This is a genomic window from Enterococcus sp. 22-H-5-01, from assembly GCF_050310005.1.
GTDB lineage: Bacteria > Bacillota > Bacilli > Lactobacillales > Enterococcaceae > Enterococcus_A > Enterococcus_A hailinensis.
Genome location: NZ_CP189993.1, coordinates 939,270 through 952,474, shown reverse-complemented (window position 1 = coordinate 952,474; position 13,205 = coordinate 939,270). Strand labels below are relative to the sequence as shown.

Annotated in this window: 13 protein-coding genes, 1 pseudogene and 1 other annotated feature; of the genes and pseudogenes, 13 read left to right on the top strand and 1 reads right to left on the bottom strand. The window is 36.5% G+C overall.

The features are described 5' to 3' along the window. The first annotated feature begins 53 nt into the window (after positions 1-53). The 7 genes and pseudogenes from uvrC (at position 54) to ACQKTA_RS04800 (ending at position 7,297) form a co-directional block, all read left to right on the top strand. Positions 54-1,829 (top strand): excinuclease ABC subunit UvrC, encoded by a 1,776-nt coding sequence (gene uvrC, locus ACQKTA_RS04830; protein WP_427814509.1) that lies wholly within the window; start codon positions 54-56, stop codon positions 1,827-1,829. Positions 1,830-1,918: 89 nt separating this feature from the next. Beyond that, on the top strand, positions 1,919-2,122 hold the full coding sequence (locus tag ACQKTA_RS04825) for a helix-turn-helix transcriptional regulator (protein ID WP_332580270.1): 204 nt from the start codon (positions 1,919-1,921) through the stop codon (positions 2,120-2,122). Further along, positions 2,122-2,586 carry a hypothetical protein gene (locus ACQKTA_RS04820; protein WP_427814389.1) on the top strand — a complete coding sequence of 155 codons (465 nt, stop codon included), beginning with the start codon at positions 2,122-2,124 and terminating at the stop codon, positions 2,584-2,586. Before ACQKTA_RS04825 ends, ACQKTA_RS04820 begins: the two co-directional genes overlap by 1 nt. Before the next feature lie 57 nt (positions 2,587-2,643). Continuing rightward, a complete protein-coding gene (locus tag ACQKTA_RS04815; RefSeq protein ID WP_332653915.1) occupies positions 2,644-3,543 on the top strand; it encodes an ABC transporter ATP-binding protein in 900 nt (299 codons plus the stop codon). Continuing rightward, entirely contained in the window at positions 3,536-4,795 is a 1,260-nt protein-coding gene (locus ACQKTA_RS04810; protein WP_427814388.1) for an ABC transporter permease, read from the top strand. The genes ACQKTA_RS04815 and ACQKTA_RS04810 overlap by 8 nt, the downstream gene beginning before the upstream one ends. A 75-nt stretch (positions 4,796-4,870) precedes the next feature. Further along, positions 4,871-5,686 (top strand): aldo/keto reductase, encoded by an 816-nt coding sequence (locus ACQKTA_RS04805; protein ID WP_427814387.1) that lies wholly within the window; start codon positions 4,871-4,873, stop codon positions 5,684-5,686. A 165-nt stretch (positions 5,687-5,851) separates the two neighbouring features. Continuing rightward, positions 5,852-7,297 (top strand): annotated as a pseudogene (locus tag ACQKTA_RS04800) (alanine/glycine:cation symporter family protein). Positions 7,298-7,348: 51 nt separating this feature from the next. On the opposite strand, the gene ACQKTA_RS04795 reads toward ACQKTA_RS04800, so the two are convergent. Next, a complete protein-coding gene (locus ACQKTA_RS04795; RefSeq protein WP_427814386.1) occupies positions 7,349-8,071 on the bottom strand; it encodes a gamma-glutamyl-gamma-aminobutyrate hydrolase family protein in 723 nt (240 codons plus the stop codon). Between the two features lie 317 nt (positions 8,072-8,388). Here ACQKTA_RS04795 and ACQKTA_RS04790 point away from each other — a divergent pair, with 317 nt between their 5' ends. The 6 genes from ACQKTA_RS04790 to ACQKTA_RS04765 all read left to right on the top strand — a co-directional run bounded on the left by ACQKTA_RS04790 (position 8,389) and on the right by ACQKTA_RS04765 (position 13,192). After that, positions 8,389-8,808, top strand: a complete 420-nt coding sequence (locus ACQKTA_RS04790; protein ID WP_427814385.1) for a hypothetical protein — start codon at positions 8,389-8,391, stop codon at positions 8,806-8,808. Further along, positions 8,391-8,438, top strand: a sequence feature (sodium ion sensor (DUF1646 type); this cis-regulatory element may regulate processes involved in with the transportation of sodium ions). Its footprint overlaps the gene before it by 48 nt. Further along, positions 8,795-10,756, top strand: coding sequence for a V-type ATP synthase subunit I (locus ACQKTA_RS04785; protein ID WP_427814384.1), 1,962 nt, complete (start codon positions 8,795-8,797; stop codon positions 10,754-10,756). The genes ACQKTA_RS04790 and ACQKTA_RS04785 overlap by 14 nt, the downstream gene beginning before the upstream one ends. Positions 10,757-10,774: 18 nt before the next feature. Beyond that, entirely contained in the window at positions 10,775-11,245 is a 471-nt protein-coding gene (locus ACQKTA_RS04780) for a V-type ATP synthase subunit K (protein WP_427814383.1), read from the top strand. A gap of 58 nt (positions 11,246-11,303) precedes the next feature. Further along, the gene (locus tag ACQKTA_RS04775) at positions 11,304-11,885 is read left to right on the top strand and encodes a hypothetical protein (RefSeq protein ID WP_427814382.1); all 582 of its coding nucleotides are present in this window, start codon (positions 11,304-11,306) and stop codon (positions 11,883-11,885) included. 19 nt (positions 11,886-11,904) lie between these two features. Beyond that, positions 11,905-12,891 (top strand): V-type ATPase subunit, encoded by a 987-nt coding sequence (locus ACQKTA_RS04770; RefSeq protein WP_427814508.1) that lies wholly within the window; start codon positions 11,905-11,907, stop codon positions 12,889-12,891. Beyond that, positions 12,881-13,192, top strand: coding sequence for a V-type ATP synthase subunit F (locus ACQKTA_RS04765; RefSeq protein WP_427814381.1), 312 nt, complete (start codon positions 12,881-12,883; stop codon positions 13,190-13,192). The genes ACQKTA_RS04770 and ACQKTA_RS04765 overlap by 11 nt, the downstream gene beginning before the upstream one ends. The last annotated feature ends 13 nt before the right edge of the window (positions 13,193-13,205 follow it).

Sequence of the window (13,205 nt, the reverse complement as noted above, 5' to 3'; positions counted from 1 at the left end):
GCTAAAAAAGTGTGAAAAAGTTCGACACTTTTTTAGCAGAAGGGAAGCAAGGCATGAACGAACGAATCAAAAATAAATTAGCATTGCTGCCAGATCAACCTGGCTGCTATTTGATGAAAGATAAAAATGGAACGATCATCTATGTTGGGAAAGCCAAAATCTTAAAAAATCGAGTTCGTTCTTATTTCACCGGTAGTCACAATACGAAGACAGAACGTTTAGTCAGTGAAATCGTAGATTTTGAATATATCGTCACTGAATCGAATATCGAAGCGTTATTACTAGAAATCAATCTGATCAAAAAAAATGATCCTAAATACAATATTATGTTGAAGGATGATAAAACCTATCCTTTTTTGAAAATCACGAATGAAAAGTATCCGCGTTTGATGATTACGCGAAAAGTATTGAAAGATAAAGCCTTGTATTTTGGCCCATATCCAGATGTCAATGCAGCCAATGAAACAAAAAAATTATTAGATCGGCTATTCCCGTTAAGAAAATGCAAACCGTCGCAAAAGACCCCTTGTCTGTATTATCATCTAGGCCAGTGTTTGTGTCCGTATGCGTTTGATGTTGATCCACAAGTCTATAAAGATATGGTTGAAGAAATCAAATCATTTTTAAATGGCGGACATACGGAGATCCAAGATCAGCTTAAAGAAAAAATGAATCAAGCAGCCAGCGATATGGAATTTGAAAAAGCAGCTGAATATCGTGACCAAATTCGTGCGATCGAAACTGTTATGACGAAACAAAAAATGACCAATACGGATCTAGTGGACCGTGATATTTTTGGATATGCAACCGATAAAGGCTGGATGTGTGTTCAAGTCTTCTTTGTTCGCCAAGGTAAATTGATCGAGCGGGATGTTTCAATGTTTCCATTTTATAATGACGCAGAAGAAGATTTTCTGACTTATATCGGTCAATTTTATCAAGAAAATGAGCATTTTATCCCTAAAGAAGTGTTGATACCAGATAATATCGATAAACCGAGTGTTGAAGCTTTGCTAGAGACAAAAGTAATTCAACCACAGCGCGGCGATAAGAAAAAATTAGTAAAACTAGCTGGAAAAAATGCGCAAGTAGCGTTAAATGAAAAATTTGATTTGATTGGTCGTAGTGAAGCACGGACGATCGGTGCGGTGGAAAAATTAGGGGATGCGATGAACATTCCAGCACCGATTCGGATTGAGGCTTTTGATAATTCAAACATCATGGGAACAGATCCTGTATCTGCGATGGTCGTATTCATCGACGGCAAACCGGCGAAAAAAGAATACCGAAAATATAAAATCAAAACAGTCAAAGGTCCAGATGATTATGCTTCGATGCGAGAAGTCATTTATCGCCGCTATTCAAGGGTCTTAAAAGAAGGACTGCCATTCCCTGATTTGATCGTGATCGATGGTGGGAAAGGCCAAGTCGATGTGGCAAAAGATGTTCTAGCCAATCAATTAGGAATTGATATTCCAATTGCTGGATTAGCAAAAAATGATAAGCATAAAACGAGTGAACTATTGTATGGTCCAGAATTAAGCGTGGTACCATTAGAGCGCAATTCACAAGAATTCTTTTTATTGCAGCGGATCCAGGATGAAGTCCATCGTTTTGCAATCACTTTCCATCGTCAATTACGAAGCAAAAATAGTTTTGCTTCTAAACTAGATAATATTGATGGTTTAGGACCGAAACGTAAAAAAATGTTGTTGAAAGAATTCAAGTCATTAAAAAATATTCAAGAAGCATCCATCGAAGAATTACAAAAAGTCGGCTTGCCAAAAGCAGTAGCTGAAAGTACCCACAATCAATTGCAACAAAAATAATGTATAGTTTCCTTTACAAAAAAAGTAAAGGATGCTATACTTTTTTTGTCTTAAGATGTAAAGCTAACTATACATGAGGAAGTGCTCTATTGCAGAATCGAATTCAAAAATTACGTAAAGAACGTAAACTCACCCAAAGTGAACTAGCAGAAAAATTAGAAGTAACTCGTCAAACGATTATTTCATTAGAAAGTGGTCGTTATAACGCTTCATTGATTTTGGCTTATAAGATTGCGCGATTATTTGATTTAAAAATTGAAGATGTTTTTATTTTTGAAGAGGAGGATGACTAATGCAAGATTTATCAAAACTAGATCAGGAATATTTAAAAAGCTTAAAACGACTCAATCGTTACTATTTAGCAACAGCTATTATGTTGATCACATGTTTAGTAATTTTATTTTTAGGAACAAGTTTTTATGAATTGAAAATCAACCAACGTGCGTCAGATTATTTAAGTGGCTTCTTATTAGCAATTGCAGTAATTCTGTTCATTTACGTAATTCGCAATCAAAAACTGATGAAAGATCCTAAATTGCTCAAAAGAGAGCGAATAAAAAATTCAGACGAACGTAATGTAGAAATCATGAAAAAGTCACTACAGTTCACAAGTTATTTCATAGTAATCGCACTGGTACTAACGAGTGTTGCGGGGAGTTTTTTATCTGAAGTCATCATGCAAATGGCTAGTTTATTGATTGCGCTATTTTTTATTAGCTACTTAGTATGTTATCTTTATTTTAAGAAAAGGCTTTAATGCATTATAGGTATAGTGAGAAAGTTGTAGGTTAGAAACAATCAAAGGAGTGAGTAAATGTTACAAGTAGAGCATTTAAGCAAAAGTTTCGGTTCGTATAAGGCATTAGATGATATGAACTTTACGATCGAAGATGGAAAAATATTAGGATTGATTGGTCAAAATGGTGCGGGGAAAACCACGACTTTTCGTCTAATTTTAGATTTTTTATCAAAGGATGCCGGCAGTGTCTTATGGAATGGCCATCCATTATCAGGAAAAGATTATAATACGATCGGCTATCTACCGGAAGAACGCGGTCTTTATCCAAAAGTGACGATCGAGAATCAATTACTCTTTTTTGCTTCACTTAGAGGGAAAAAGAAACAAGAGATTGAACCAAAAATTGATGAATGGATGGATAAATTTCAAGTCAAAGGGAAGAAAACCGATAAAGTAAAAGCTCTTTCAAAAGGCAATCAGCAAAAAGTTCAATTGATATCGACGTTGATCCATGAACCTAAATTAGTGATCTTGGATGAACCCTTTAGTGGGTTGGATCCAGTAAATGCCGAACTATTGAAAAACGGTATTATTGAACTGAAAGAGAAAGGCTCTTGTGTAATTTTTTCCAGTCATAATATGGATAATGTAGAAAAAATTTGTGACCACTTGATTATGCTGCGAAATGGTGAGACAGTCTTGAATGGTAAAGTCCACGATATCAGAGAATCCTTCGGTCGTAGTAAATTATATTTAGATTCTTCTTTGAGTAAAACAGAATTAACAGCTTTTGCTGGAGTTGAAAAAGTATTACAAAAAGAAGATGGCAGTTTTGATATCACATTGAGTGATCCGTCTGCAGGGAAAGAAATCTTTGAACAGGCAACTAAAAATGGGTACATCCCGATGTTCAATCAACAGCCACCGACACTCGAAGAAATCTTTAAATGGAAAGTAGGTGGCACACATGAATAAGATGGGAATCATTGTTAAAGATGTTTACAAAAAGAATGTTAAATCAGCCGCTTTTTTAATCATGATTTTAGCACCTTTCTTAGTGATGGGAATTTTTTATCTATCGCAGCATTTTTTTGGCGATGCAAATGATATCAATAAAATCGGAATCGTCAGTAATCAATCTGCCGTGGCTGAAGAATTAGTTAAAACAAAAAACAAAGATTATTCGTTTACGGTTATTTCGAGCGAGCAGGCTGCGCAAAGTCAATTAGAAGATAAAAAAGTTGACGCTTATCTAACTTTAAAGTTAGGCCAAGAAAAGGTTACGGGAAAACTTTATAGTAAGGCTTCTTTAGGAACTTCGACCGAGACGCAATTACAGCAGATACTGAATAATTTGCAAGCATCTATGCGAGCGAGTCAATTAAATTTGACGACTGCACAAGTTCAAAAAGTTATGGAACCGGCAGCTTTTACAGCGAATAAAGTCACTTTTGAGCAAGGAAAGATGCAAAGTGATGGCGGTGATTCAAGCATCCAATTTGTCCTTAGTTTTTTAACTACGATCATTATGTTTGTTTTCATCATGAGTTATTCTTCGATCATTGCTCAAGAAATTGCTTCAGAAAAAGGGACAAGGATCATGGAAGTTCTGCTGTCGAGTATGAAAGCCAAGACTCATTATTATGGCAAATTAGTAGGAGTCTTATTAGTAGCACTGACACAATTACTGATTTACGGGATAGCATTAGTCATAGGGTATCGACAGTTCAAAGATTTTCCAATGGTTAAAGATTTCATGAACAATGTATCGATCAAAAGTGTATTAGGCAGCAACGTATTTATTATTATGGCTTTTATGTTGATCGGCATCTTTTTATATGCAGTCCTTTCTGCTCTTTGCGGTTCATTAGTCAGCAAACCGGAAGATACAGCTAAAGCGATCCAGCCAGTGATGTATCTTTCCATGATCGGGTATATGTTAGGCTTAATTTTAGGCGCTTCTGATCCAACCAATATCATTATCAAAGTTACATCGTATATCCCATTTTTATCTTCTTATAGTATGCCATTACGTTTGGCGTCAAATACTGCAGGAACTTCTAGTGCTTTGATTTCATTAGGCATTTTGATTATCTTTACCCTGTTATTGACTATTTTTTCTGCGCAACTGTATAAATCAAATGTTTTAGTTTATAGTGAAGGCGGAACATTTAGTGCATTGAAACAGTCAATTTCAATCATGCGAAATGATCGTAAAAGGAACTAAACAAATCATTTGACCAACGAAGGAATGTCTCTCACAATAGAAGTTGTAACACAAACTGCATGAGGAGGAACTTTGATGGATACAATGAAAAAATTAGCAAATGGAATCGAAATGCCTCGACTAGGTTTAGGTGTTTGGCGAGTAGAAGAAACTGATGCGACAAATTCAGTTAAATGGGCGATCGAAAATGGGTATCATTTGATTGATACCGCCGCTGTTTACAAAAATGAAAAAGGTGTTGGTGAAGGGATTCGTCAATCAGGGATCAAACGTGAAGAGCTCTTTGTCACAACTAAACTTTGGAATGCGGATCAAGGCTATGATTCTGCATTGAAAGCTTTTGATGACAGTTTAGAACGTTTAGGTTTAGACTATGTTGATCTTTATTTGATTCACTGGCCAGTGGAAGGGAAATTCAATGATTCTTGGCGGGCGATGGAAGAAATCTATGAAAGTGGTCGTGCAAAAGCGATCGGGGTCTCTAATTTCCACCAACATCATATCGAAAAATTGATGACGACTGCTAAAATCAAACCAATGGTCGATCAAATCGAGTTGCACCCAACGTTCACTCAAGAACCTTTACGTGAATATTTAGCACAAGAAGGAATCGCTGTAGAGGCGTGGTCACCACTTGGACAAGGTAAGATTTTAGAAAATCCGACTTTGATTGAGATTGGGAAAAAGTACAATAAATCAGCTGCTCAAATAATCATTCGTTGGCATTTACAAAGTGACATCATCGTGATTCCAAAATCAGTCCATGAAGAACGAATCAAAGAAAATTTTGATGTTTTTGATTTTGAATTAAGCTCTGACGAAATAAAACAAATCGATGGACTGAATATCAATGAACGCCTTGGCGGCGACCCAGATAATTTTAATTTTTAGTACGCTTAAAAATACTTGTAGTGAATCGGTCAACGATTCATTGCAAGTATTTTTTTATTTATTTTTTATCCTTAATAAAATAAATAATTTTGATTTTTTAGTTTTTTATAAAAAAGCGGATAATGAAAAAACTATGCTACTATTTTTGAAAAAGGGGAGAAACCGATGGCTAGTTTGTTGTCAAAGATCAATTCGTTCGTTTGGGGTGCACCACTGATTCTATTGATTTTAGGAATCGGAATTATTTTAACGATTGGGACTAAGACCATTCAGCTACGTCGCTTGCCACTTGCGCTGAAGTATATGGTAAAAAATGAAGAAGGTGGCCAAGGAGATGTTACGAGTTTTCAGGCACTGTGCACAGCATTGTCAGCAACGATCGGAACTGGAAATATCGTCGGTGTAGCTACAGCAATTGTGGCAGGCGGCCCTGGAGCATTATTTTGGCTAGAAATCGCAGGCTTTTTAGGAATGGCTACAAAATATGCAGAAGGTTTATTAGCTGTAAAATATCGAACATTTGATGATCATGGGAAAGCATTGGGCGGGCCATTTTATTACATTGAAAATGGGTTGGGAGAACGTTGGCGCTGGTTAGCAAAAATGTTTGCATTTTTTGGAGTTTTCGTTGGGTTATTTGGTATCGGGACATTTGCTCAAATCAATGGAATCACTTCAGCAGCAGAAAATTTTTTTGATCCCAATAAAATGTATGCGGTTTCTTTATTTGGCAATAATTATTCATGGGCATTGATCGTTACTGGAGTAATAGTAACTGTATTCGTTGCTGTTGTGTTGATCGGTGGTGTTCAACGGATCGCACAAGTATCTGAAATCATCGTACCATTAATGATCGTGATCTATGTGGGGCTTTGTCTGTTTATGATTATTTTGAATATTACGAAACTTCCAATGGTGATCGTTGAAATCGTTCAAAGTGCTTTTGGACTAAGGGCTGCTTCTGGTGGGGCACTGGGGGCGATGATGATCGCGATGCAAAAAGGAATTGCCAGAGGAATTTTTTCAAATGAATCCGGCCTGGGAAGTGCACCAATCGCTGCCGCGGCTGCTCAATCTAAAGAACCTGTCAGACAGGGGTTGGTATCGATGACAGGAACTTTTATTGATACGTTGATCGTTTGCAATATGACAGGCATGGCAATTATTCTAACTGGTGCTTGGGAAACCGGATTAGATGGTTCAGCTGTAACGATTTACGCATTTTCTAAAGCATTACCGCTATCTCAAACAATCGCTTCTTTACTTTTGATGATTTGTTTATCATTCTTTGCTTTCACAACGATCTTAGGTTGGAACTATTATTCTGAACGTTGTTTAAGCTATTTGACTGGTGGTAATACAAAATTCTCAACAATTTTTCGCTAGATTTATATTGCGGCAATTTTTATCGGACCGTACTTAACGATCTCGGCTGTTTGGACATTAGCTGATATCGTTAATGGACTAATGGCTTTGCCTAATATTTTGGCATTGATTTTACTAAGCCCCGTTGTTTTTAAAGAAACAAAAAGTTATTTTAGCCGGTTGGATACTGGGGAAATAGAAGATGGAGTTAGTCAAAAACAAATTCTTTCAGTAGATGAAGAATAAAAAAACTGACATGAAGACACGCTTATGTCAGCTTTTCCTAAATTAAACGTACTAAAATTCTTGTACAAAATAATCAAATAAGCGTTGCTCTTTCGGATCGTTCTTATGTGTTAATTCAGGATGCCATTGAACCCCAAGAATTTTATGGCTGCGATCGCGACTTTCGACAGCTTCGATGACTTCATCTGTTGACCAAGCAATTGGAACTAGACTTTCTGCTAAATCTTTCAATGCTTGATGATGATAGGAATTGACCTGATTTTTTTCACCCAGAATAGCCGCTAAAGAGGAATCTCCTTTAACAGTAATCGAATGCAAACCAAAATCAGGAACAGTTGGAAACATATCGTGTTTAACCGTCCAATTTTCATAATATGATAAATCTTGATACAACGTACCGCCTAAAGTCACATTCAATAATTGTGTACCGCGGCAGACGGCTAAGATAGGTTTGTTTTGTTTGATGGCTTCTTTGATCAAGGCCATCTCAAAAGCATCACGTTCCATACTAGTAGCACCTAATTTTGGATCGGGTTCTTCTCCGTATAAAATTGGTGAAACATCTTGTCCGCCTGCTAGTAATAGTTTATCAATAGTTGCTATATAATTGCTGGCTAGTTCAGGATCACTGATTGGTAATAGAACTGGGACACCACCAGCTTGATGAATCCCGTCAATAAAACCCTGAGGACTGTAAGTAAATTGTTGATCAAAAAATTCTTGGTTTTTTTGATAATGCTGATTTGCTGCGATACCGATAATTACTTTTGTCAAAAAGGCCACCTCTTTATTCAATCTATTCTTTAAATTGTCGCTAGTTCTAAACGTTGATACTAAAAATCTATCATACTTCTTTCTTATCATAGTTGAGAAAGGATAGCAAGAATTGCGCTAGCTAGTAAAATAAAAATATTTTTGCGTGATTTATTCTAATGCTAGAAAAGCAACACATTTAAATAAGATAAAACCAATATTTAATTACGTAGAACGTAAGATCCATTTTTTTAGAACCAACTATTTTTGAATTTTAAGGTCTTTTTTTTAGTTAGTACATTTGTTACACTGAAAAAGAGATTTTTTTATAAATTACAATGGTTGGGCGCAAGCTTCAAGGATCATGTTCTTCAAGGGGTGAGAAGAACGATCTAGAAGTTTGCGCTCTTTTTGTATCAAAAAGGAGGGGTTATGTGTTAGAGGCTTTGGAAAAAATAAAAATAGCAGAAGAACAAAATGAGTTGAAGAAAGAGTCTTTGAAAAGTGATTTAGCTTCATATGAAGCAGCTAAAAAACAAGAATTACAAATAAAAAAAGGACAATTAAAAGAGATTTTTTCCAGTATGGTTGATCAAAAAGCGTATAGTTTAGCAGAATCTTTAGCAGCAGAAAAGCAAAAACTTGCTGAGGTAGCTGAGGTAGAAACTCGCCAGATGGAGGAAAAGTATTCAGTAAAAAAATCACAGATGATTCAAATGATAGTCGAAAGGGTGATCACAGAATATGGCAGTCAGTAAAATGAGCAAGCTGACGTTGATTGCTCCACAAGGGTACAGTGAAAAAATTCTTTCAACCGTTCAAGGATTCCAAGGGGTAGAAATTCGAGATCTCTTCCAGCAAATAGTCAGTAATGCCTGGGTGGCAGATTATTTTAATGAGGTAGAGCCTTTGGCTAGTCAAACTGAATTGATAAAAATTGAAGACCAGTTAAAGGCGATAAGCGAAGCCATTCAATTTATAGAACGTCACGGCAGCAGTAAGGAAAAAAGCTTTCATTTAAAACGTCGACAAGAGACATTAAAAGTATTGGAAGAAACCTTTGATGAGACGGATTTTTTAGCTGAGCTGATAAATATCCAGGATTTAGAAAAAAATTTTTTGAAAACCGAAAAGACAAGACAAGCCTTACAAGAAGAAGAGATCCTGTTACAAAAATGGCAATCCTTAGATTTTATTCCAAAAAACTATTCACTCTACTCAACGAACTTTTTTTTAGGCAGCGGTGATCCTGAAGCATGGGAACGAGTCGAACATCAAATGAAAAAGCAACAAATTTATTATGAAGTGATTCATAGCGATGACCAAACGATTCATTTTGGGTTGCTGTATCTGCGAGAAAAAAATGAGCTTGTTCAGGAGTTGATTAGGCAGTTTAGCATCAATTCGTTTCATTATGATTTGCCTATATTACCTAAAGAAAAATTGGCAGAAATCCAGCAGGCATCACTTGAATTAATTGAGCAACAGAAGCTGTTGACTCGATTGATTGGACAAAAAAAAGTCATGATTGAAAAGTTAGAGTTAGCAGAAGAAATCTTATTGGCAAAAAAAAATCGCTGGCTTATTTATCATCGTTTTATTAAAAATGAACGCGTATTTCTTTTACAAGGTTGGATAGAAACAGAAATGTTCGAAACACTCAAAGCTTTTTTAGCAGAATCAGTAGATCTAACGAATTTCTATATTGAGATTGAAGAGCCATCGGATTTTGAAATTGAGGAAGAGATTCCGACAAAATTAAAGAACAATCGCTTTGTTCGACCATTTGAGATGTTAACAGAAATGTATAGCTTGCCAAAGTATCATGAAGTTGATCCAACACCTTGGTTCATGCCCTTCTATTTTGTATTTTTTGGCATGATGGTGGCTGATGCAGGGTATGGGGCACTGATGTTAGTAGTAACGACAATCGCATTACGCACACTGCTCCCACGAGTAATGGAACGATTTATGCAATTTTTCCAAATTTTAGCTGTACCAACTATGTTGTGGGGATTGATCTATAATTCCTTTTTTGGCTTTTCATTTAGTTATCAGCCACTCCTTTCCACTAGTAATGATGTCATCAGTATCTTGATTTTATCGATTATTTTTGGTGTTATTCAAATTTTTATTGGCTTAGGACTAGCTGCTCGCGAAAAGATCAAAGTTAAAAATTATCTTGGAGCTATCTCTGATGGCTTTGCGTGGCAAGGAATCCTAACAGGGACTATTGTTGGCGGCTTAGGAAAAATAGTTATGCATAGTCAAGCATTTTTTACGGTGGGAGTTGTTCTTGCTAGCTTCAGCGCATTGCTGGTCGTGATTATGCCGATGTTTCAATCAAAATCAAAGCTTCAAGGACTAGCTTCGGGGGCCTACAACCTTTATGGAATTACAGGGTACATTGGTGATTTGGTCAGCTACACTCGTTTGATGGCACTTGGGATTTCTGGAGGGAGTATTGCAGCTGCTTTTAATATGCTAGTAAGTTATATGCCGCCCATCGCTCGATTTAGTGTAGGAATTTTATTGATGGTGGTATTACATGGATTGAATATCTTTTTATCCTTATTGTCAGCTTATGTTCATGGGGCACGACTACAGTACGTAGAATTTTTCGGTAAATTTTATGAAGGTGGCGGCCGGGCTTTCCGTCCATTAAAAACCGAAGAAAAATATGTAAATATCAAACAAGAAAAATAATTGGAGGAGTTTTAAACAATGATGGAGTATTTGATTAGCAACAGTGGCGGGATTATTTTTGCAATTTTAGGGATGGCGACAGCAACGATCTTTTCCGGAATTGGTTCATCTAAAGGGGTTGGTATGACTGGAGAAGCTGCGGCAGCTTTGACCACTAGTCAACCAGAAAAATTCGGACAAGCATTGATTTTACAGCTATTACCCGGTACTCAAGGGCTCTATGGATTCGTTATTGCGTTCTTGATTTTTACAAATTTATCAAATGATCTTTCCGTTGTTCAAGGATTAGGCTACTTAGGAGCAGCATTACCGATCGCTTTTACGGGACTATTCTCGGGAATTGCTCAAGGAAGAGTTGCAGCAGCAGGGATTCAAATTTTAGCGAAAAAACCCAAGCATTCAACGAAAGGAATCATTTATGCGGCAATGGTTGAAACTTATGCCATTTTAGGTTTCGTTATTTCATTCTTATTAGTCGGACAAGTTTAAATGAGTGATCTCGACTTATTTTGGATTTGGAAAATGAAGGTCAAAAAGGAGTTTTTTGATGGAAGCAATTGAGAAAATAGTTGAGCAATTGAATCAACAGGGTGAGTTAGAACGTCAGCAATTAAAGTCAGCAGAAATTACTAGAATCGATCAATCTTACCAAGCAGAATTACAGGAAATAGAAGTAGATCATCAAAAACGTTTAGAAAAAAAGCTAGCAGAGCTAAAAAAAAGCTATAAGCAAAGCAGTAATCGATTGAACGTTTCACAAAAACAAGTGATTCTTAACCATAAACAAGCGATTCTAGAACGAATTTTTAGCGAAGCAATCATGGAGATGGAAAAATTACCGCTGGAAGAACAACAAGAATTTGCCGCCAATGCCTTATCAAAATTGCAATTATCTGATGAAGTGATTTTTAGCGCGGGTGAAAAATCGGCAGGTATTTTTAATGAACCATGGTTAGATAGACAAAATGAAGTCCTCACTTATCAATTAGTCAGTGGCGATTCGATTTCAGGTCAAGCGGGTTTTTTACTAGACAAAGCCGGCGTACAGTATAACTTTCTGTATCAAAGTATAGTAAGAGAATTCCAATCAAGAGAGAGTTATCAATTTGCTCAACGACTTTTTGAATAGGGGGAATAGCATGAAACAAATGACGTATCATGAATTGAATCCGCTAATTCGTTTGAAAGAAATGGAATTACTAACCACTGAGCAAATGACAAAAATGTTAGAGTCTGTAGACTTGAAGGAACTAGAAGAGCTTTTGAGAGGAACTATCTACGGAAGCTATTTAACAGTGGATTTCTTTGCGGATTTTGAAAAAGCTTTAAGCCAAGCCCAATCAGATTTATTAATGGAGCTAGTCCCATTAGTTCCAGATCAAAATGTAATTTGGATCTACACTATGCGTTCAACTTTTCATAACCTTAAAGCATTGCTCAAAGCAGAATTATTAAATCAAAATTTTGATGAACTATATATTTTTGATGGTTTTTATTTGCTTGAGAAAATAAAAACGGCAATTCGGAATGGTCAAGCGACCGGTGTTCCGGCGAGTATACTCGAAAGTATTCGAGAAGTAAGAGAGCACTTTGAAGAGTCTAATAGTTTACAAGGGATCGATATTATTTTGGATCGTAACTATTTAGCGTGTCAACGTGAAATCGCTGATCGAATCGGAGAGCCTGAATTGGTAGCAGAAGTAATCAGCTTTATTGATTTTACCAATATTTTGATGACAGCGCGGGGAATCAAGCAGAATAGAACTCGCAATTTTATGTCAACTGTTCTGTCTAGTCGAGGCAGTATTCCTAAAGTAGAATTATTGTCTTATATAGAAACCAGTTTAGAGCAATTAACAGCCTATTTATGCTCGACTGTCTATGGTGAAATCATTGTACCGATTGTTCAAGAGAACACTTTAGACTTAACAGAATTAGAGCGCGTGTGTGATGATTGTTTGACAGAGCTTTACGAAATTGCACAAACTCAAGCGTTTGGTCCATTGCCAGTATTAGCCTTATTAAATGCGAAGTCAATCGAGGTGAAGAATTTACGATTGATTATTACAGGGAAACAAGTTGGTTTATCAAAAGAGCAGATCAGAGAGAGGATGCGTGTGACCTATGGCACATAAAATTGGTGCAATCGGTGATAAAGACTCGATCTTGCCGTTCAGGATTTTTGCTTTTGATACCTTTGTAAGGAAAGACAAAAAGTTGATTCGTCAAAAAATTGATGAGATGGCACAAGAAGAATATGGGATCATTTATATCACGGAAGAGTTCGCTCAACTTGTTCCAGATACGATCAAGCGTTATGAGGAGAAAATCATCCCTGCAATCGTGCTTATTCCTAATCACCAAGGAACTTTGGGAATCGGTAAATCAATGATTCAAGATCAAGTAGAGCGAGCGGTTGGACAGAATATTTTATAAAGGAGCTAATAAC